We start from the raw sequence: 20,418 nt of genomic DNA on the forward strand, positions 1-20,418 counted from the left end.
GAAATCCGGAAGCCTGGCAGCATACCCCGCAGCGGTCCGGCAGCTGCCGCCCGCACCATTCAACCTGCCAGCCGTGCCCGAAGCACCTGGATGCGATCTGCCAGCATCTGCGCCGAACCGGCATCCTGCACCCGATGCATGCTGTCGCTGGCCCGCGCCAGATGTTCGGCCGCTGCTGCATCATCACCGAGCAGCAGCCGGTGTTCGGCCTGGAGCAGTTCGCGCTGGGCGGAAACATCCAGCAGGCCACCTTCACAATGCGGCAACCATGCCGCCAGCAATTTCGCATCGGGCCGGAAACACGCGATATGGAACGCGATATTCACCGCCAGCGCGGCGCGCATGGCCTCCGGCACGTCGTAGAGCATCGGTGCCAGGCGCTGTGCCAGCAGATCAGCCGCTTCGCGCTCATCCTGATCAATTGCGCAGACCAGATGCAGCGCCAGTAATCCGGACACCAGCGCCGGGTCGCCGTCCTCGGTATCGGTATCGGGCAGAAGCTGCGGCGGCCAATCACGCGGACGCACGCCGGCCAGACTCAGGCCCAGCAATTGGGTCGCCTGTATCCGGGCGCGCGCCGATGCATTGTTGCGCAACAGGTGCAGCAGATTGAGGCCGTCCGAATACCAGCCCTTGCTGCGGAACGGCAGCAGATTGACCACCCCCAGCAGCAACGCCGACAGTACCGCGCCGACCAGCGCCGCCGCCAACAGCGCAGGCGGCTGCCAGCAGTGCAACAGCGCCAGACCCGCCGCGCCGGTCAGCAGGTTCGCGAAGGGGCCGCCCAGCAGGAACGCCACCATATCCCGGCGTGACCCGGCCCGGCCTGCACGCGGCGCCAATGCCGCAAACCCACCGACACCGCTGATCGCACCACCCTTGCGCACATGCCAACCGGCCTGCCCGCGCTCCAGCCGCCAAGACCCGATGCCGAAAGCATAGGCACGCTGCCCGAACGCGATCCCGGCCAGTGCGTGCCCGGCTTCATGCAGGATCAGGTTCAACCATCCGGCGAAAATGAAGGCCAGCGTTCCGACCAGCCACTGCATGCCGCTGATCTCCCATGACAGCGCCGTCGCCGCGTAACCGAACGCAGCCCCCAGCGCCAACCACCCGCAGAACACCAACGCACTGCGCAGGCGCGGCTTCCATCCACCCTTGGACAGCGGCAGCGGTGCGGGTTCCGGCGGTGGCCACAATGCGCCGCGCTCCGCTTCGGCCGCAGTGCTGGCATCGGAATCCTGGACCTGTCCGTTCATCGTGGGTGGCAGGGTTGTGCAGCGGCCAGTGGCACTTCACACCTGATCGAAAACCGGGAGCATCCATTGTGGTGCAGCCGGCGTCTTCACGAAACCGGTCCGCCGACCCACAACGCATGACGCCCTGTTTTTCCCCGCGTGCTTTCCCGCGCTGAATTCATCCCCGGCTGGCCTCGCAGCCGGGGATGCCGGGCCGGAACTCAGGGCTCGAAGCCGTTGGCGAAGATCACATCACTGCCCGTGCCCGGCAAACGTGCCAACGCCCGCCACGGCTGGGCACCGGCGAGCTCCAATATCCCGCCGACATAAACCCCATTGCTGCCATCGGGTAGAGCCGCCAGACAAAAACCTTCATCTTGCACGGGATTCCATGCGGGATCGACCTGCCCGCTGCCGGTGAGACTGACCTTCGCCAGCCCCATCCGGGTTTGGCCGCCGATCTGGGTGAAGAAGCCACAGACATACGCTGCGTCCGCTCCGATCACGATGTCTAACGGCGTTTCATTAGGGCTGGGGTTCCAGGCCGCGTCAGCCAAGCCATTACCCGTGGGTGAAACCCGGGCCAGCCTGTGGTGTGGGTAACCACCAACCTGGGTGAAGGATCCTCCGACATAGAGCCAACCGTCGGCGCCATAGTGCAGTACTTCCACAATCCCGTCGGTGGGAAGCGCCCAGTCATGATCTATCGACCCGCCAGAACTCAGCTTGGCAATGTTGCCCCGGAGTAGACCGCCGACGGAATCGAAGTGGCCGCCGATATACAGGGCACCTCCGTCCGGCGACAGTTGCAGCGAGCGAACGCTGGCAGCCCCCGTGTTCCGGGTTACCGGAACATTCCAGGTGCTGTCCACGGCTCCCTCGTCGCTGGTAAACAAGCGGGCAAGATTACCGCGCGGCACCGACGCGTCCGATCCGTGTCGGATTCCGCTGAAGTGCCCCCCCACGTAGATCTTGCCATCCGGGGTCAGCGCCAGCGCCTGGATAGAAGCGTTGCTGTCTACTGGCCTTGGCACCCAGGAGGCATCCGGCGATCCATCTGGCCAAAGCTTGGCCAGACGGTAGCGATTCTGCCCGTTGACGGAACTGAACGATCCACCAACATAGATGCGCCCGTCGCCACCGATGGCGATCGTTTCAACCGTGTCATTGAAGCGCGGGCGCCAATCCGGATCGAGGGTGCCATCCGGCCGCACACGCAGGATGTATTGGCGTACCTGGTTGCCATCAACCATATGGAAATAACCACCCACGATCAGCCCGCCGTCGGGCTGCCTGGCCATACTCCAGACCAAGCCATTATGCCCGGCCAGATTCGCGGTTCGGCTCAGCGCCGCACCGTTGGAGGCCAATGCGACCCAACCGACACGATCCAGTGCCAGCGCATGGCGGAAAGCACCGCCGGCGTACACGATCTCGGTACCGGGTGCCACTTGCAAGGTGCGGGTTTGTCGATCGAGTTGGGGATTCCAGTCCGGGTCACCAGCGCCGGTGCTGCTGCCTGCCGGAATCCGCACCAGACCGTTGCGCTCCAGACGGTCGGGATAAAACCCTGCATGACTGAACTGTCCCCCGACATACACCGTGCCGGTACTGCTCACCGCGATCGCGTCAATCTGGACGTCGACATCCGCACCACCGTAGTTCAGGTTGGGTGCCCAGTTGGCATCAACGGACATAACGGTACTGTTCGCATAGATGCGGGCCAGACCGAACCGGTTCAGACCGGCCACCTTCCTGAATGAACCACCCACCACCAGATATCCGCCCTGCAGCGCCAGGGCATACACCCCTGGAGCGCTTTCCGGGTACATGCCGCTGGTATCGATCTGCGCATCCCAATTGGCCACCACCTCGCCAGTCGCAGTGAACAGACGGGCCAGTCGATTGCGGGCAATACCACCGATAGTGGTAAAGCGACCACCGACATGCAGAAAGCCCTGCTGTACACCGAAGGCGAGCGCATGAACGTCACCATTGACTGGCACATTCCAGCTGGCCAATGCCTGCCCGTTCTGAGGACTCAACATCGCCAACCGTTGGCGACTGGCGCCACCGATATTAAGGAACCGGCCACCGGCGATGATCATTGGCGTATCGCTGTCGCTTACCAAGAGCGCATGCACCGCCGCGTCCGGCTCAGGCAACCAGGTGGCATCGACAACGCCTGGACCGACACCGAACAGGCGCACCAGATTTTTTCTGCTCTCGCCCCTCACGCTGCTGAACCTTCCTCCGACATAGACGCGTCCGCTGGAGTCCACCGCCAGCGCATAAACCGCGCCACCTATATCCGGATCCCATGTCATGTCCATCTGCCCGTTCGGCAACATGCGGACAATATTGTTTCGTGGAATACCGTTGACTTGGCTGAACACGCCACCGATCACGATGCTGCCATCGGCCATCAAGACACTCGCGTAGGCCTCGCCTGCGAGGCGGATATCCAGATCCGGTTTGGGATAGGGCGCCGGCGACTGCGCATGAAGCGGGCCGGCGGCCACCAGCATGACGCCGGCCATCAGGGCCGCAGCAAAACTTGCGAATAAACGTGAAAACATGATGTCCTCCTTGGAACCGGTTTTCGTCTGGCACCGGTTGCTCGATCGGGTTCTATCCGGAAGGGCCGTGCGCATCTCAGCGTCGCCGTGCCGCCAGCAACACCGCCAGCCCCAGCACCACCAGCACCGGAGCCGATGCGCTCGGCACGGTGTGCACCACCGGCACCGCACCCCCGGCGACGCTGGAAAGGTTGAACAGCGCAGTGGCGCCGGACAGGCCCTTGCCCTGTGCCTGGGCCTGCACCTGGAATTGCCCCGGAATCGCGTTGGCGGTCAGCACCAGCGAGGCAATGCCATCCTGATCGGTGACGACCGTCGCCTGCGCCGGGGTAGCGCCGGCACCATTGGCGGCCGGGATCACTTCGAAATCGATCTCGACAAAGGGCAGCACCGCGCCTCCCTTGGCTCCCGCCGCAGGCCCTGACGGCCACGCCTCCAGACGCACCGTCAACGCCTGCGCGAACGGCGTGCCGGCGCTCGTCACCTGGCCATCACCGTCACATATCTGCAGAACGACCTCGCCACCCTTCGGCGTCACGGTCTCCGGCAGACTGGTGCATTGGCCCGCGATACCCGCTGCACTCGTCCCACCCGAGGCCGGTGCCATGGCCGGAAGCACCAACAGACCCGCCACCACCATCCCCGACATGCGATGGGCCCACCTGCACCAGCCGGCACGCAGGCCGGTTCCCATATCTCCACGACTGTTCATCTTCACGTTCTCCCGCCTCCAGGGTGACTTTCCGGATCCGTCGCCACATCCACCCGCCGGCCTGCACCAAGCGCCCCTGATGCGGATGTGACGAACCGTTACAGACTGTTCCCGGCGGGCACGGCAGTCCTCACCAAAGCCTTTCCGGAACGTGAGGGTTTGCTGATGGTTTCCTTTTGCAGTGGGTTTTCAGGCCCGGCGCCCGGTCGCTGGCGTGGAAAACCCGGCACCGCCGGCGCACACCCGGGCTGCCCTGCTGGCCTGCCGGCACCCATGCCGATACCATCGGATCAGTGCGACGCGACGGCCGGACGGGAGCTGCCTGCGCTGCACGCACCGGGGCCAGGGCCCTTGCCCTGCGTCCGCACTGCTCTGAATGGACGCATCGCCGGCGGGACCGGTGATGCCAACCCCTCCATGCCGAGGATGCCGCCGCCGAGCCGATGCCATGACGATCCCCCCCCCAGCCTCCGAGGCCGACCGCAGCAGCGACAGCGTGTTGGCCTTCCACGACTGCGAACTGGACCGCCAGCGGCGGGAACTGCGCCGTGCCGGACAGATCGTTCCCATCGAACCCAAGATCTTCGACCTGCTGGTCTTCATGGCGACGCAGCCGGACCGGGCACTGTCCAAGGACGAACTCCAGGCCGCCGCCTGGCCGGGGCTGGTGGTCAGCGATTCGGTGTTTTCCCAGGCCATCATGAAGGCGCGCCGCGCGGTCGGCGACGATGGCCAGCAACAGGCCGTGATCGCCACCGTGCACGGTTACGGCTATCGCTTCGTGGCGCAGGTCAACACTGTTGAAAACGCGGCTGGCGAACCTGCGTCAAGCGTGATGGATGCAACGCAAGGCAGCGATGACGGCCAGCGCGAAACATCCGCCACACAGCCGGCACCGGCCGCAACCGTCCGCGCACGCGACAACCGCTGGCCACGCCGGGTTCTGGCCACCGTGGCGCTGCCGGCACTGGCGCTGTTGATCCTGTGGTTGTACGCGCGCAGCGTCGGCGGTGATGACACGGGGCCGGTCATCGCAGTGCTGCCCAGTGCACAGGCGGTCGAGGACGAATACATCGGCGCCCGCAACCTGATGGCGCGCGCCCTGAACAGCCCCGGCACGCTGGACGTGATTCCGGCCGAACGGGTCAAGCGCCTGCTGGCCGCACACGGCGTGGCCGACGATGACGACGCACGCATCATGCAGCTGCTGCAAGACGCGATGGGCGTGCAGTACCTGCTGCGTACCAGCATCCAGCAGCAAGGCGACCAGTGGACAACCCATGCGGTGCTGATCGACCGCGAAGGGCGCCGCACCGAGCTGGCACCCGAACCGGGCAGCATGGTCGCGATGGTCACCGGCATGGGTCGGCAACTGAGCCGCACCCTCGGCACCCGCTGGCGCGACCAGCTCTCGCCCAGCGTGATGTCGCACGACGACTTCGCCAACGAGGCCATGGCACGCGGCCTGCACGCCTTGCTTGCGGGCGATGCCGGCGCCGCCGGAGCACTGTTCGAATCGGCCCTGAGCCAGGACCCGAACCTGCTGTGGGCACGCTACGAACTGGCCCAGGCGCAGCTGGGCATGAACCAGCCCGAACAGGCCCGGCAACTGCTCCAGGACATCCGCACGCAGGCCGCTGCCACCGATCCCCGGCTGGCCGCCCACGCCATCACCAGCCTGGGCATCATGGACTGGCGTGCCGGCGACATGGAGCAGGCCGAATCCCGCTTTCACGAAGCGGTGGCCATCTACGAGGAGATCGGCCACAACCACGGCATGGCGTCGGCACTGGGCAATCTCGGCATCCTGGCCGAAAACCGCGGCGAGCTGGACCTGGCCGACGAACTGTACGGCCAGGCCCTGATCCGCTTCCGCCGCGCCCACGACCTGGTCGGCGAGGCGGCGGTCTATACCAACACCTCGATCCTGGCCAAACGCCGTGGCCGCACCACCGACGCCTGGCGCCACCAGGTGCGTGCGGTGGCGTTGCAGCGGCGTCTGGGCGTGGGTTCGATGCTGGTGCTGAGCCTGACCAACCAGGCCGAGCTGGAACACGATCTGGGACATTTCCAACAGGCCCGGGAAACCCTGACCGAAGCCGGGCAACTGGCCGATGCCAACGCCGACCCGGGCGGCCAGGCCGGCGTCGACCTGGCACTGGCGCGGCTGCGTCTGGACGAACTGGATCTGGCCGCCGCAATGGAACTGGCGGCGGCCGCGCGCGAACGCTACCGCGAACTGGGCCGCAACCCGTACGAAGTCCGCGCCGGCCTGCTGGAAGTGCAGGCGAAACTGGAGGCCGGCCACCCCGGGCAAGCCGACGCAACCCTGCAAGGCCTGCCGGTCGCCAGCGCCACGCAGCCGGCCCAGATCCAGCACGGCCTGCTGGCGCGCCAGGTCGCCGCCGTGCAGGGTGAACCGGTGGACCTGCTGATTGCGCAGATTCCGGAATTACTGGCCGACAACGACAATCCCGTGCTCGCCGCACTCGCCGACGCCACGCTGGCTGAACTGCACTGGCAGGCCGGCAATGCGGAAACCGCCATCGGACATTGGCGTGACGCCCTGCGCACACTGGATGGCATTGACGAACCGCGCCAGCGGGCCCGGGTCCAGACCCGGCTGGCACAAGCCCTGACCGATACCGGCGACCACGACGGCGCCGAGCTGCTGCTGGCCCGGATCGAGAACTGGAACCCCGGTTTCGTGCCCGCCCAACTGCAACGTCTGCGCCTGGCCCGTGCCCGTGGCGACACCGCCGCAGCACAGCACCTGGCCAACACCCTGCGCCAACTCTCCGGCGCCACCAGCAACCCGTTGGCGGCGGAACTGGCCGCCAGTCAGCTTCCAGGGTCCGAAAAAACTGCGATCAGATAAAGGCAGTCAAAAAACACCGCTACGAACGTTTGAGGTCGCGGTAGAAGTTTTCATGCGGGCCAATTGCTTCCAGATACACCAGATGGACGGCTTCATCGACGGTATATCCAAGCAGGTACAACTGCCCGTGGCTATGGAATGTGTAGACGCGAAGCGTCGCAAGATCGCCGTTGTTGCGCTCACCCAGCATCGGCTCGGCCGCCACCGCCTCGGCAGCGTCGTCCACATCTGCCGCGACGTTGTCGTGCAGCTTTTTGTAGACGCGGGCGAAGCGTCGTGTTTGCCGCAGGCCGTAGCTCATGCGCGGGGCGAACGCGGCACGAATACGGTGGCCTCGTCGCGCGGCTCCGCCAGCGACGCCAGCGACTGGACGATGAAGCTCACCGGCAAATCCGGGTTGTCCAGCGCCGCACGCCCTACCTTGGCCCAGTACTCAACCTGACCGGCGATGGTGCGATGCTCGATGGCCGCCTCATTGCGTGCCTGATCGTAGAGTGTCTGGTCGATCCGGATGGAAGTTGAAGTGGACATGCTGGTCGGCGTGCATTCGATGGGGAACTTCAATTTACTACAAATGTGGTAGAGCGTCTCTGAAGACAGTCCCTGCGCGGTAGAGAGGCGGGATTGGTTCGGATGGGTGATCGAGAAAGCTGATCAGCCGCGCGCCTCAGCCAGCTTCCCTGCATTCGGTCACGGCCTCCAGAGCGCTGCTTGCTGTGCTGTCGGACGAGCTGCGCTCTGCATGGGGGCGTGCGTGGTGCGAGCCCTTGATGCGGGCATCAAGGACTCGCTGGAACGTTTCAGACGATCCCCACCACTGGCGAGGGAAAGCCGTCACATCTTGGCAAACACCAGATGCCCGCCTTCGGCCTCCACCCGGATGCTGTCGCCGCTGCTGAACTTGCCTTCCAGGATCTGCCGCGCCAGCGGGTTTTCCAGTTGCTGCTGGATCGCGCGCTTGAGCGGACGGGCACCATAGACCGGATCGAAACCGATATTGCCGAGCAGATCAAGCGCGGCCTCGGAGATGTCCAGCTTCAACTGGCGCTCGGCCAGACGCTTCTCCAGATGGGTGATCTGGATACGCGCGATCTGCCGGATCTGGGCCTTGTCGAGCGGGCGGAACACGACGATTTCATCGAGCCGGTTGATGAACTCGGGGCGGAACGCGCCCTGCACCACGCCCATCACCGCGGCCTTCATCTGGATGTATTCCTCTTCGGTGTCGCCGGGCATGTCCTGGATCAGGTTCGAACCCAGATTGCTGGTCAGCACGATCACGGTGTTGCGGAAGTCCACGGTGCGACCTTGGCCATCGGTCAGGCGGCCATCGTCGAGCACCTGCAACAGCACGTTGAACACGTCCGGATGCGCCTTTTCCACCTCATCCAGCAAGATCACGCTGTAGGGGCGGCGGCGCACGGCCTCGGTCAGATAGCCGCCTTCGTCGTAGCCGACATAGCCCGGCGGCGCGCCGATCAGGCGGCTGACCGAATGCTTCTCCATGAACTCGCTCATGTCGATGCGGATCATGGCCTCGTCCGAATCGAACAGGAATCCGGCCAGCGCCTTGCACAGCTCGGTCTTGCCGACACCGGTCGGACCGAGAAACAGGAAGGAACCGGACGGGCGGTTCGGATCGGAAAGCCCGGCGCGCGCGCGCCGCACCGAATCGGATACCGCGGCCACCGCTTCGTCCTGACCGACGACGCGGGTGTGCAATTCCTGCTCCATACGCAGCAGCTTGTCGCGCTCGCCTTCGAGCATCTTGTTGACCGGGACGCCGGTCCAGCGGCTGACCACCTGCGCGATTTCCTCGGCGGTGACCTTGTCCTGCAGCAGTTTGAAACCGCGCCCTTCGCCTTCCTGCTCGACCGCAGCGGCGGCCTGCAACTGCTTTTCCAGCTGCGGAATCTGGCCGTACTGGATTTCCGACACCCGCGCGTAGTCGCCCTGGCGCATCGCGGCATCCAGCGCGATGCGGGCCTGGTCGATCTCTTCCTTGATGCTCTTGGTGCCGGCCACGGCGGCCTTCTCGGACTTCCAGACTTCCTCCAGATCCGAGTACTCGCGCTCCAGCGCTTCGATCTCGGCTTCAAGATCAGCCAGGCGTTGTCTGGACTCGCTGTCTTTTTCCTTCTTCAGCGCCTCGCGCTCGATCTTGAACTGGATCAGGCGGCGCTCGCGCCGGTCCAGCTCCTCCGGCTTGGAGTCGATCTCCATGCGGATGCGGCTGGCGGCTTCGTCCATCAGGTCGATGGCCTTGTCCGGCAGCTGGCGGTCGGCGATGTAGCGGTGCGACAGCGTGGCTGCCGCCACCACCGCCGGATCGGTGATTTCCACACCGTGGTGCACGGCGTATTTTTCCTTCAGCCCGCGCAGGATCGCGATGGTGTCCTCGACGCTGGGCTCGCCCACGAACACCTTCTGGAAGCGCCGCTCCAGCGCGGCGTCCTTCTCGATGTACTTGCGGTATTCGTCCAGCGTGGTGGCGCCGACGCAGTGCAGCTCGCCGCGCGCCAGTGCCGGCTTGAGCATATTGCCCGCGTCCATCGCGCCCTCGGCCTTGCCGGCGCCGACCATGGTGTGCAGTTCGTCGATGAACAGGATGATCTGGCCTTCGTTCTTGGCCAGGTCGTTGAGCACGGCCTTGAGGCGTTCCTCGAACTCGCCACGGAACTTGGCGCCGGCGATCAGCGCACCCATGTCCAGGCTCAGCACACGCTTGTCGCGCAGACCTTCGGGCACCTCGCCGTGCACGATGCGTTGTGCCAGGCCTTCGACGATCGCGGTCTTGCCGACACCCGGCTCGCCGATCAGCACCGGATTGTTCTTGGTACGCCGTTGCAGCACCTGCACCACGCGGCGGATTTCCTCGTCACGGCCGATGACCGGATCGAGCTTGCCGGACTCGGCGCGCGCGGTCAGGTCGATGGTGTATTTCTCCAGCGCCTGGCGAGTTTCCTCGGCGCTTTCCGACTGCACCGATTCGCCACCCCGGATCTTCTCGATCGCGGCCTCGATGCGGGTTTTATCCGCGCCGGCGGCCTTCAGCGCATCGCCGGCGGCGCCCTTGTCCTCCAGTGCCGCCAGCACGAACAGCTCGCTGGCGATGAAGGCATCGCCGCGCTGCTGCGCCAGCTTGTCGGTGAGGTTGAGTACGCGGTTGAGGTCGGCGGAGATGTTGATGTTGCCTTCCTGCCCGCGCACCTGCGGCAACGCCTCCAGCGCATGTCCCAGGCGCGTGCGCAAGGCACCGACATTGACACCTGCCTGCGCCAGCAGCGGCTGGGTGGAACCGCCGGACTGGTCCAGCAGGGCGGTCAGCACGTGCACCGGTTCGAGCATATTGTTGTCGCGCCCGACGGCCAGCGACTGCGCATCGCTGAGCGCCTGCTGGAAGCGCGAGGTGAGCTTGTCCATTCTCATCGTGATGTTCCGTATCAAACTTTGCGGGGCGGCAAAGAGCCGCGATGTCCACAAGGTGCGGGGCGGCCGAGGAGGATTCAAGCGCGTCCGGGCGCATGCAAGCGACACGGGAAATCCCTACCATTGACGGCAGCTGAACAAATCCGGCGACCAAGGACCGAAAACATCGCCGCTTCCCGTATCCACACATCGACTCCGGCCTTTCTGGTGGCCTTGTGCCGCCGATAGCATGTCCCGCGTATCCAGTCCGCATCCGCTCCAACGCATATAGGTACAGCATGAACCTCAAGCACATCCTCGCCACCACCGCCTTGGCCGCCCTGATGCCACTGGGCGCCCACGCCGCCGAATATGTCGCCTACGCCCAGGCCAACGGCCAGTCGATTCCACTGCCTTCACCCAGTGATCTGTCCGAGGTCAACACGCTGTATCTGGTCGATGTGAACTGGTCCGATTACCAGGGCCCGAAGACCCGCGTGGCGGTCAGCAAGGTCGACAACCGCTCCAGCATGCGCAGCTACAGCATGAGCAACAGCAGCGGCTATTCCTCCGACATTTCGTTCGCCTACCAGTCGGTGCCGGTGAACGGCATCGAGGCCATGATCACCGACGTGATGCACCAGACCGGCCGCTTCCGCATGGTAGAGCGCCAGGCCATCGGCAATGTGCTGCAGGAACAGGATTTCGGCGCCTCCGGCCGCGTCGCGCAGCCCTCGGCGGCGCAGATCGGTAGCGTGCTCGGCGCCGAATACCTGATCGAAGTGGTCATCACCAGCTACGAGCCGGGCGTGGCCGGCAACAACGTCAACGTCGGCGCACTGGCCTCCGGCACCCGCCTCGGCGGCCTGCTGGGCAATGTGCATGTCGGCAGCAAGACCTCGATGATCGGCATGAACTTCCGCCTGATCGACGCCACCACCAGCGAGGTGATCTTCACCAACCAGGTGGATCGGGAAATCAAGGACTCGGGCATCGGCTTCGGCGCGGCGCGCTTTGGCAGCAGCAACGCCATGGGCGGCTTCATGAACCAGTACTCCAAGACCCCGATCGGTCAGGCTGTCACCGCCGCGATCAACGAAGGCGTCTACGACCTGATCGCGCAGATCGGCGCACGCCCGGCCAGCGGCTCGGTGGTCAAGGCCGATGGCAACGGCATCTACCTCAACCTGGGCGCCGGCGCGGTGCAGGTCGGTGATCGTCTGTCGCTGATGGCCAAGGGCGAGGCCCTGATCGATCCGGAAACCGGCATCAGCCTGGGCAGCCAGGAAACCGAAATCGGCTCGGTGGAAGTCACCTCGGTGCAGGACCGCTTCTCGATCGCCCGCCTGACCGGCGGCAAGCTGCCCAAGACCGGCGACATCGTGCGCTCGCACCGGGCACCTTCCCAACTGGTCTACGCCGGCCTCGACCCGGCGCTGACCAAAAAGCCCGGCAAGCGCCGCAACAGCCGCCGCTGATCCAGCCCCACACTCGAAACAAAAAAGCCGCCGGGAAACCGGCGGCTTTTTCATAGCGCTGACAGAAACACCCGTCTGCGCGATCAGACGGCAAGTGTGCGATCAGGCGGCAAGCTCGTACCTGCAAGCACCACTGGCTTGATTGCCATGACACTCAGCTGGATAGCAGGATCTGCAGTATCAGCAGCATTCCGTTGTAGAGCCCGTGTGCCAGGACAACCGCCAGCAAGGAACGGGTACGCAGCCAGAGCAGGCCCAGCACCAACCCCACCAGGAAGAAGTTCAACCACTCGAATATCGACGAAGGCAGGTGGATGGCAGCGAAAGACGCTGTACTCAGCAGCAGCGCCGTGGATTCACGCATCACCCGTGTGAGCCTTTCCAGCAACCACGCCCGGTAAATGAATTCCTCGAAGACGGGCGCAATGAGACTGGCAACTATCAGCCAGGGCCAATGTTCCAGCGTGGGAAGCATGTCCGACCGCTCTGGCAGCCACTCGGCAAGATCAGCCAGCGCACCCAGCGCAATCACGACCAGCAGGGCCACCACTCCATAACCCGCGCCCAGCCGTAACGCTACTACCCGACCCACGCTGGGCTGCCAATCGGCCCAGTTAAGCCAAAGAGGGCGCCAGCCGCGCCGTGAAAGCCCATTGAACAACAGGATCAGGGCAGCCAACGGAACCAGGAAAAGCGGCATCAGCCAACCCTGATCTGTTGCGCCTCCCGCGGATTTCATGGTGAATCGCAAGCCGCTGCATGGAGACCCCAACCCCAACGCGTAAGCTTGCTGGAGCAGCGCTGCATGGGGCTCCTGAATACTCACATCCCAAACTTGGGCGTGGAAGATCACCTCCAGCCTGGAAACGCGGCCCTCACACCTTTCCTCCACCTGATCATGCGCATGCAGTGATATTTTCTGTATGCGCGGATCGCCCACATCCAGCACTGCGACCTGGGTCTTGAGACGCTCGAAGTCCTCCTGCCCACCTTCAACATGATGCAAGGTCTGATAAGTGAATTCCCGGGGCCCGGTCGCATCGGCCAACACCCCCAGAATCACGATGAAATAGCCCAGCACCGCAGGCAAAGCAAAAGTCAGCAGCAGGAACCTGGTGCGGCTCGTACCCATCGGCAAGCTGTTTGGTTGCATGAATCCTCCCCGGGCCAGCCTCGCGGGACCTCTCCCCGGACTGGAGTGCGTTTTGCCAGAGTCCCCCCGGCGTCGGGATGGCTGGACCAAGCGTCAACAGAGCACCTTACCCTGAACGCGTCCGGCCGAAGCCACCAACTCCTCACGAACCGCCCGGTCCTTTCAATGAACCCCGACAACGAAAGGTGGACGCATGACCGAAGACGGAGTTGATCCGGACCCCTGCGGAACGTGTTCTGCCTGAGCATGGCGCGCCCGGGGGCTGCCTTGATTTTCTGCCTCAGGACGCCCAACCCAATCGGTGGCGAGAGAATTGGAATTCAGACACAAAATTCAACGCGCGAGCCACACCAGCGACGCCATACGCCCGGTGCGCCCATCGCGGCGCCAGGAATAGAAGCGCTGCGGGTCGGATATCGTGCACAGGTCGCCGCCGGATACGGCGGTTACGCCTGCGGCGGCCAGGCGGCGGCGTGCCAGGGCGTAAAGATCGACCAGCCAGTGTCCGGGCCGGATGGCAACAAAGCAGGTTGCCGCAGCGGGATCGGGGTCGACGAAGACGGCACGCACTTCCTCGCCGATTTCATAATGGGCTGGTCCGGCAGCCGGGCCGAGCCAGGCCAGGATGTTTTCCGGTGCGCTGCGCATGGCTGCGACAGTGGCTTCGAGCACGCCCGCGGCCAATCCGCGCCAGCCGGCGTGTGCGGCGGCGATTTCACTGCCATTTTTCGTGGCGAACAATACCGGCAGGCAATCGGCTGTGAGGATCGCCAGCACCGCGCCGGGAACATCGGTGACGGCGGCATCGGCCTGTCGCGGCATGGAGACAGGTTCGCGTGAGAGCACACGATGCACGCCAGTGCCATGCACCTGTGAAAGCCAGTGCGGCGGATGGGGAAGCGCCGCCAGTTCGATCAGTCGCTGGCGGTTGGCGGCCACCGCGTCGGCAGCATCGCCGCAGTGCGCACCCAGGTTGAAGGCATCGAATGGCGGCTGCGACGCACCGGGCAGCAACCGGGTCGTGACTGCCGCGCGCAGATTCTGCGGGGCCGGCCAGTCCGGCTGGATCAGGTGTTCAGTGGTCATCCTGGTGTTCGGCCATGTCGGCACGCAATGCAGCCGCCAGGGCCAGCAGATCGGGCGGTGCCGGTGCGGTGATGTCCAGCGGCTCGCCCGTGACCGGATGCTCCAGTGCCAGCTTTTCCGCATGCAGCGCCTGGCGCCGGAAACCGCGCAGCGTGGTGATCAGTTCCTCGCTGGCCGCCTTCGGCAGCCGCAACGATCCACCGTAGAGCGGATCGCCGAGCAGTGGATGACGGATGTGCGCCATGTGCACGCGGATCTGGTGGGTGCGGCCGGTTTCCAGTACACACTCGATACGGGTGTGGATGCGGTAACGCTCGCGCACGCGGTAATGCGTGACGGCCGGCTTGCCATCCTCGACCACGGCACGGCGTAGACGGTCGACCGGGTGCCGGTCCAGCGGTGCGTCGATGCTGTTGCCGGCGATGATCGCGCCGTTGACGATGGCCTCGTACTGGCGATGGATGCGGCGCTCCGCGAGTTGTTCCGTCAACGCGGCCTGCGCTTGCGGCGTGCGCGCCACGATCAGCGCACCGGAGGTGTCCTTGTCCAGCCGGTGCACGATGCCGGCGCGCGGCAGCGATGCCAGTGCCGCATCGTGGTGCAGCAAGGCGTTGACCAGCGTGCCTTGGTGGTTGCCGGCGCCCGGATGCACCACCAGCCCGGCCGGCTTGTTCAGCACCAGCAGGTGCTCGTCCTCGTACAGCAGCGACAGTGCGATCGGTTCCGCCACCATCGCCGCTGGCGTTTCCAGTGTGGCGTGGATGTCCACTGTTTCGCCGCCGCGCACTGCATCACGCGGGCGCGGGGTGCGGCCATCCACCCGGACCTCACCGGCCTTGATCCAGGCTGTCAGGCGCGAGCGCGAGAACTCGGGAAACAGTTCGGCCAGGACCTGGTCGATGCGGCGCCCGGCGGCTTCCAGCGGGATCTGGGCGCGGCGTGCCGCGATGTCGGGCTCATCAGGTGTGTTCATGAAGTGGTTCACAGCAATCCGGGGCGGGCGGGAATCTGAACCCACGGCACGCGGCCGGCGGCTTCACGGCTTCTTAATGGCCGATTCCCTGCTTTCAGCTATTATGCGCCGCTCCGCGTTGATCGCGGCATCACAGAGCCTTCGATGACCCGAATTACCGGCATTGCCCGCCTCGCCATCTTCCTCACGCTCGCCCTGCTGCTGGCATCCTGCGGCCGTTTCAACCGGCAGGACCCACTCGAAACGTTGCCCGTGGAAGGCCTGTACGCCGAGGCCAAGGGTTCACTGGAGGTCGGCAACGCGGCCCGTGCGCAGCGCTACTACCAGCGTCTGATCGCGCGTTTCCCCTACGGCCCCTACACCGAACAGGCGCAGATTGAACTGGCCTACGCCTACTACAAGGGCAACAAGCCCGAGGACGCCACCTCCGCGATCAATCGTTTCATCCGCACCTATCCGGCGCATCCGCACATCGACTACATGTACTACCTGCGTGGTCTGGTGAACTTCAACCGCAACGACGGCGCGCTGATCCGCTTTGCCGGGCTGGACCCAGCGCAGCGCGAGCAGGTTTCGCTGCAGCAGTCGTTCAATGACTTCGGTGATCTGATCCAGCGCTACCCCAACAGCCGCTACGCCGCTGATGCGCGCGCCAAGATGGTGCATCTGCGCAACCAGATGGCGCGCCATGACATGAACGTGGCGGTGTTCTATCTGGAACGTCGCGCCTGGGTGGCCGCCGCCAACCGCAGCAAGCACGTGATCGAACACTATCCGCAGAGCATCTACACCAGCGATGCGCTGGCGGTGATGAGCGAGGCCTATCAGCGTCTGGGCCAGGACACATTGGCGGTGGACGCACGCCGGGTACTGGAACTGAACTACCCCGACCATCCCTACCTGCGCGGCGACTGGCCGGCCGAACGCGCCTGGTGGCGCAAGCTCTCGCCCTTCGGCTCGGACAAGCGCAGTTACCACGCCGACGACCTGCGCGCCGATGCCGCACTGCCGGCACTGGAACGCCACGGCTGACACGATGGCGGGCCTGATCGGACGTATCGCCGCGCTGTTGCTATTGCCCGGTTTGGTGCTGGCCGGTGACTGATCCACCCGGTCGGCCGGGATGGGCGCTCTCAGCTCCAGCCCGAGGTGATCGGATAGCGCCGCTCACGCCCGAACGCCAGGCGGCTGACCTTGGGACCCGGCGCCCCCTGGCGGCGCTTCCATTCGCCCAGCCGCACCAGCCGCAGCACGCGCTGCACGATGGCGGCATCGAAACCGGCATCGATCAGTTCCTGCGCGTCGGCGCCGCCTTCGATATGGCGTTCCAGCAGCGCATCCAGCACCTCGTAGGGTGGCAGTGAATCCTGGTCGGTCTGGCCTTCACGCAGTTCCGCGCTGGGCGCGCGCGCGATCACCGCTTCGGGAATCCGCTCGCCGTCGCCCTGCGTGTTGCGCCAACGGCACAGCGCGAACACATCCGACTTGTAGACATCCTTGATCGGTGCGTAGCCGCCGCACATGTCGCCGTAGATCGTCGCGTAGCCGACCGCGTATTCGCTCTTGTTGCCGGTGGTCAGCAGCAGCCCGCCGAACTTGTTGGCCAGCGCCATCATCAGCGCCCCGCGGCAGCGGCTTTGCAGGTTCTCCTCGGTGACATCCGGCGCGTGCCCGGCAAACAGCGGCGCCAGGGTGTCCAGATAGGCGGCGAAGGGCGCCTCGATCGCCAGAGTGTGCAGGCTGACGCCAAGCGCACTGGCCTGTTCGGCCGCCAGGTCGTTGGACAGGCCACTGGTGTAGCGCGACGGCAGCCGTACCGCCGTGACATTTTCCGCTCCCAGCGCATCGACCGCGATCGCCAGCACCATGGCCGAATCCACCCCGCCGGACAAACCCAGCAATACGCGGGAAAAACCGTTCTTGCGCACATAGTCGGCAGTGCCGCGCACCAGCGCGCGCCAACTCAGGGCCGCGCGGCTGCGGTCGGATTCGGACGGCCATGCCACCGGTGTGAAGCGACGTGTGGCGGCATCGAAATCGGCCAGCAGCCAGTGTTCCTCGAAGGCGCGGGCGGGCGGATGCACCCGGCCATCGGCATCGGCCAGCAGCGAGCCCCCATCGAATACCAGTTCGTCCTGCCCGCCGACCAGATTCAGATAGGCCAGCGCCACGCCGCTCTCCGCGGTCCGCTGCGCCAGCAGTGCATCGCGTCGCGCCGGTTTGTCGTGCTCGAACGGCGAAGCGTTGGCCACCAGCACCAGCGCCGCACCCTGCTGCGCGGCGGCGGCCAGCGGCGCGGGATACCACAGGTCTTCGCATACCAGCACGCCCAGCGGCACGCCGCTGACCTCGAATACACCGGCAGCCGGATCGGGATCGGTGCTGAAGTGGCGGCGTTCGTCGAACACCGCGTAATTGGGCAGTTCGCGCTTGCGCACGCTGGCCTCGATCTTTCCATCACGCAGCACCGCGACCGCGTTGAACAGCGCATCGCCATCCTGCTCTGGCCAGCCCACCAGCGCCACGATGCCGTGCACTTCCCGCGCCAGCGCCTGCATCGCCTGTGCACATTGCGCGACAAAGGCCGGACGCAGCAGCAGGTCTTCAGGCGGATAACCGCACAGCGCCAGCTCGGGGAACAGCACCACATCGGCGGAATATTCGTCACGCGCCTGCGCGATCATCCGGCCGATACGCGCAGCATTGGCCGCGATCGCACCAACCGGGAAATCGAACTGGGCAAGCGCGATGCGCAGGGAGCGGGACATGGGGGCAACTCGATCTGCCGGCACAGTGCCGGGCGCTACAGCATAGCGATTGGACACCGATCACGATAAGCGCGTGCAAACACGCTGACCTGAAAACCCGTGCTCGCGGTCTTCGCGCGATGCGCTGGTCCGATGCGGCATGAATCCGGCACTCGTGCATACTCGCGACATGGAAACCCGGGCCGCAGACAGTTCCCGCATGAACAGGAGCAGCGCACAACAGCGTGCCGATGCGATCGTCGGCTTCGATCAGGAACTGCGCCGCCTGGCCGACGAAGGCGTGCCCGCGCCCGATCCAGCATGGCGCGAAGCGGTCGCGGTGCACCATCGCCAGCTGCTGGCGACGCTGGCACGGCAATTCAACATCGACTACGACGCCGGCGCGCGTCACCTCTCGCTCGGCATGCGGATCGTGTCCTTCCTCGGCGCGGTGGCGTTGGCAGCGGCGGTGTATTTCCTGTTCCACCGATTCTGGGGCTTGCTGGCCACGCCTTGGCAGGTTGGCGTGCTGCTGGCGGCCTCGCTGGGTTCGCTGCTGGCCTGTGTGCTCATCCGCGAGCACGATGCCAGCGGCTACTTCACCAAGCTGGCGGCGCTGGTCGCTTTTGCCTGCTTCGTGATCAACATCAGCCTGCTCGGCACGCTGTTCAACCTCGCGCCCTCGGACACGGCCCTGCTGCCGTGGGCGGCACTGGCCCTGCTGCTGGCCTACAGCTGCGATCTGCGGCTGTTGCTGGTGGCCGGCATCGCGTGCATTGCCGCGTATATCGCGGCGCGTACCGGCACCTTCGGCGGCATGTACTGGCTGGGATTCGGTGAACGGCCGGAGAACTTCTTTCCGGCCGCGGTCGTGTTGTTCTGCCTACCGCAGTTCATCGATCAGAGCCGCCACGCCGGTTTCGCCCAGACCTGGCGCGTGTCCGGCCTGCTGTGCCTGATGCTGCCGATGCTGTTGCTGGCCAACTGGGCCTGGGGCAGTTATCTGTCCGGCTCGACCCGGGTGATCCAGCATGTTTACCAGGTCGCCGGCTTCCTGTTCAGTGCTGCGGCGATTTGGCTCGGTATCCGTCGCGGCTGGGGCGAGGTGGTCAACACCGGGGTCACCTTCTTCGCGATCTTCCTTTACACGCGTTTCTTCGACTGGTGGTGGGATGCGGTGCCCAAGTACCTGTTCTTCGCGCTGCTGGCGCTGACGGCGGTGCTGTTGCTGTTCGTGTTCGGGCGTTTGCGTCGGGCCGCAGGCCAGAGCCGGGAGGAGCGCACATGAAACTGTCGACGGCAGCCCGCCGACTGCTGTGGCTCGGCGCCGCGCTGATCCTGGCGGTGAATGCTCTCATCCTGGCCGGCGTTGGCTGGAACCGCAGCGCCGAAGACAGCCGGCTGCGGCTGACCGAACGCGAACTGCACGTGCCCTACCAGTGGGGGCTGGAGCGGGAAAAGAGCGCGCTGGCCCTGCAGTTGAACTGGCGCGTCGCCGCGCATCAGAGCAGCGGCGGCAGCCACGCCCTGCCCTACCAGCGCCAAGCCCGCTGGCTGGATGCGGCCCGTCTGCGCGAACTGGGTTTCGACCTCGGCGATGTTCCGCCCACGGATTGGCAGCTGTGGCGCCACCAGACGGCACAACGGCAGGCATGGCTGGTGCTTGAATTCGATGGAGCGGCACATGCGGCCGCACTCGAGCGTGCACAGCACAGCTATCAGGCGCTTGAAAGCGGGCCGGGCGCAGCCGGTGGTCCCTATCGCGAAGAGCTGGCCCAGCGCCTCCGGGCCGCGCAGCACAACTGGCTGGACGAACGCGACACGCGCAGCCGCCTGTTCGTCATCGATGCCGGCACCGATCCCAAGTCGCTGCGCATCCGCTACCCGGACCCTCGCCGATATCTGATCGCAAGCGGCGTGGTCGCGGTGACCGTGATGCGCGAGCCGGAATCGGCACCACCGTTCTACAGCGGCATCATCCGCAGCATCGATATCGACCGCATCCATGTGCCGGCGCGCTTCCATCCGGTGATCGGCACGCACGCCACGCATCCGGCCGTCGAGCCGGATCGTCGCTACCAGGTGGAACTGGTGCACGGGCGACGCCACCAGCCTTGGGTGGAAGCCGTCGATCCGCGTTGACCGCGTTTCGGGCGCGCTCTGCCG

General features: G+C 65.4%; 15 protein-coding genes. 5 read left to right on the forward strand and 10 right to left on the reverse strand.

Annotated elements, in window-relative coordinates:
• Positions 1 to 59 precede the first annotated feature (59 nt).
• The 3 genes from WDB66_RS08365 to WDB66_RS08375 all read right to left on the reverse strand — a co-directional run bounded on the left by WDB66_RS08365 (position 60) and on the right by WDB66_RS08375 (position 4,355).
• On the reverse strand, positions 60 to 1,259 hold the full coding sequence (locus WDB66_RS08365) for a M50 family metallopeptidase (protein ID WP_339398091.1): 1,200 nt from the start codon (positions 1,257 to 1,259) through the stop codon (positions 60 to 62).
• Positions 1,260 to 1,459: 200 nt separating this feature from the next.
• Positions 1,460 to 3,817 carry a delta-60 repeat domain-containing protein gene (locus WDB66_RS08370; protein WP_339398092.1) on the reverse strand — a complete coding sequence of 786 codons (2,358 nt, stop codon included), beginning with the start codon at positions 3,815 to 3,817 and terminating at the stop codon, positions 1,460 to 1,462.
• A gap of 76 nt (positions 3,818 to 3,893) precedes the next feature.
• Positions 3,894 to 4,355 carry a hypothetical protein gene (locus WDB66_RS08375; RefSeq protein WP_339398093.1) on the reverse strand — a complete coding sequence of 154 codons (462 nt, stop codon included), beginning with the start codon at positions 4,353 to 4,355 and terminating at the stop codon, positions 3,894 to 3,896.
• A gap of 622 nt (positions 4,356 to 4,977) precedes the next feature.
• Between WDB66_RS08375 and WDB66_RS08380 the strand changes: the two genes are divergently transcribed.
• Positions 4,978 to 7,407 (forward strand): tetratricopeptide repeat protein, encoded by a 2,430-nt coding sequence (locus WDB66_RS08380; protein WP_339398094.1) that lies wholly within the window; start codon positions 4,978 to 4,980, stop codon positions 7,405 to 7,407.
• Positions 7,408 to 7,426: 19 nt separating this feature from the next.
• Here the strand turns inward: WDB66_RS08380 and WDB66_RS08385 are convergent, their stop codons facing one another.
• The 3 genes from WDB66_RS08385 to clpB all read right to left on the reverse strand — a co-directional run bounded on the left by WDB66_RS08385 (position 7,427) and on the right by clpB (position 10,836).
• The gene (locus WDB66_RS08385; protein WP_339398095.1) at positions 7,427 to 7,708 is read right to left on the reverse strand and encodes a type II toxin-antitoxin system RelE/ParE family toxin; all 282 of its coding nucleotides are present in this window, start codon (positions 7,706 to 7,708) and stop codon (positions 7,427 to 7,429) included.
• Positions 7,705 to 7,938 (reverse strand): ParD-like family protein, encoded by a 234-nt coding sequence (locus WDB66_RS08390; RefSeq protein ID WP_339398096.1) that lies wholly within the window; start codon positions 7,936 to 7,938, stop codon positions 7,705 to 7,707. Before WDB66_RS08390 ends, WDB66_RS08385 begins: the two co-directional genes overlap by 4 nt.
• Positions 7,939 to 8,241: 303 nt before the next feature.
• Positions 8,242 to 10,836, reverse strand: coding sequence for an ATP-dependent chaperone ClpB (clpB, locus tag WDB66_RS08395; protein WP_339398097.1), 2,595 nt, complete (start codon positions 10,834 to 10,836; stop codon positions 8,242 to 8,244).
• A 278-nt stretch (positions 10,837 to 11,114) separates the two neighbouring features.
• On the opposite strand from clpB, the gene WDB66_RS08400 reads away from it, so the two are divergent.
• Positions 11,115 to 12,293 carry a CsgG/HfaB family protein gene (locus WDB66_RS08400; protein ID WP_339398098.1) on the forward strand — a complete coding sequence of 393 codons (1,179 nt, stop codon included), beginning with the start codon at positions 11,115 to 11,117 and terminating at the stop codon, positions 12,291 to 12,293.
• Between the two features lie 154 nt (positions 12,294 to 12,447).
• Here the strand turns inward: WDB66_RS08400 and WDB66_RS08405 are convergent, their stop codons facing one another.
• The 3 genes from WDB66_RS08405 to rluD all read right to left on the reverse strand — a co-directional run bounded on the left by WDB66_RS08405 (position 12,448) and on the right by rluD (position 15,505).
• Positions 12,448 to 13,446: a CPBP family intramembrane glutamic endopeptidase gene (locus tag WDB66_RS08405; protein WP_339398099.1), complete on the reverse strand. Its 999-nt coding sequence runs from the start codon at positions 13,444 to 13,446 to the stop codon at positions 12,448 to 12,450.
• A 333-nt stretch (positions 13,447 to 13,779) separates the two neighbouring features.
• Positions 13,780 to 14,532 (reverse strand): peptidoglycan editing factor PgeF, encoded by a 753-nt coding sequence (pgeF, locus tag WDB66_RS08410; RefSeq protein WP_339398100.1) that lies wholly within the window; start codon positions 14,530 to 14,532, stop codon positions 13,780 to 13,782.
• On the reverse strand, positions 14,522 to 15,505 hold the full coding sequence (rluD, locus tag WDB66_RS08415; protein ID WP_339398101.1) for a 23S rRNA pseudouridine(1911/1915/1917) synthase RluD: 984 nt from the start codon (positions 15,503 to 15,505) through the stop codon (positions 14,522 to 14,524). The genes pgeF and rluD overlap by 11 nt, the downstream gene beginning before the upstream one ends.
• Before the next feature lie 144 nt (positions 15,506 to 15,649).
• Between rluD and WDB66_RS08420 the strand changes: the two genes are divergently transcribed.
• Positions 15,650 to 16,537, forward strand: coding sequence for an outer membrane protein assembly factor BamD (locus tag WDB66_RS08420; RefSeq protein ID WP_339398102.1), 888 nt, complete (start codon positions 15,650 to 15,652; stop codon positions 16,535 to 16,537).
• 101 nt (positions 16,538 to 16,638) lie between these two features.
• Here the strand turns inward: WDB66_RS08420 and WDB66_RS08425 are convergent, their stop codons facing one another.
• On the reverse strand, positions 16,639 to 18,273 hold the full coding sequence (locus WDB66_RS08425; RefSeq protein WP_339398103.1) for an NAD+ synthase: 1,635 nt from the start codon (positions 18,271 to 18,273) through the stop codon (positions 16,639 to 16,641).
• Positions 18,274 to 18,472: 199 nt separating this feature from the next.
• Between WDB66_RS08425 and WDB66_RS08430 the strand changes: the two genes are divergently transcribed.
• Together WDB66_RS08430 and WDB66_RS08435 are read left to right on the forward strand one after the other, a co-directional pair.
• Positions 18,473 to 19,540 (forward strand): DUF2157 domain-containing protein, encoded by a 1,068-nt coding sequence (locus WDB66_RS08430; RefSeq protein WP_339398104.1) that lies wholly within the window; start codon positions 18,473 to 18,475, stop codon positions 19,538 to 19,540.
• Positions 19,537 to 20,394 carry a DUF4824 family protein gene (locus WDB66_RS08435; RefSeq protein WP_339398105.1) on the forward strand — a complete coding sequence of 286 codons (858 nt, stop codon included), beginning with the start codon at positions 19,537 to 19,539 and terminating at the stop codon, positions 20,392 to 20,394. The genes WDB66_RS08430 and WDB66_RS08435 overlap by 4 nt, the downstream gene beginning before the upstream one ends.
• Positions 20,395 to 20,418: the final 24 nt, after the last annotated feature.

The sequence above is a fragment of the Denitratimonas organivorans genome, from assembly GCF_037478135.1.
Lineage (GTDB): Bacteria > Pseudomonadota > Gammaproteobacteria > Xanthomonadales > Xanthomonadaceae > Denitratimonas.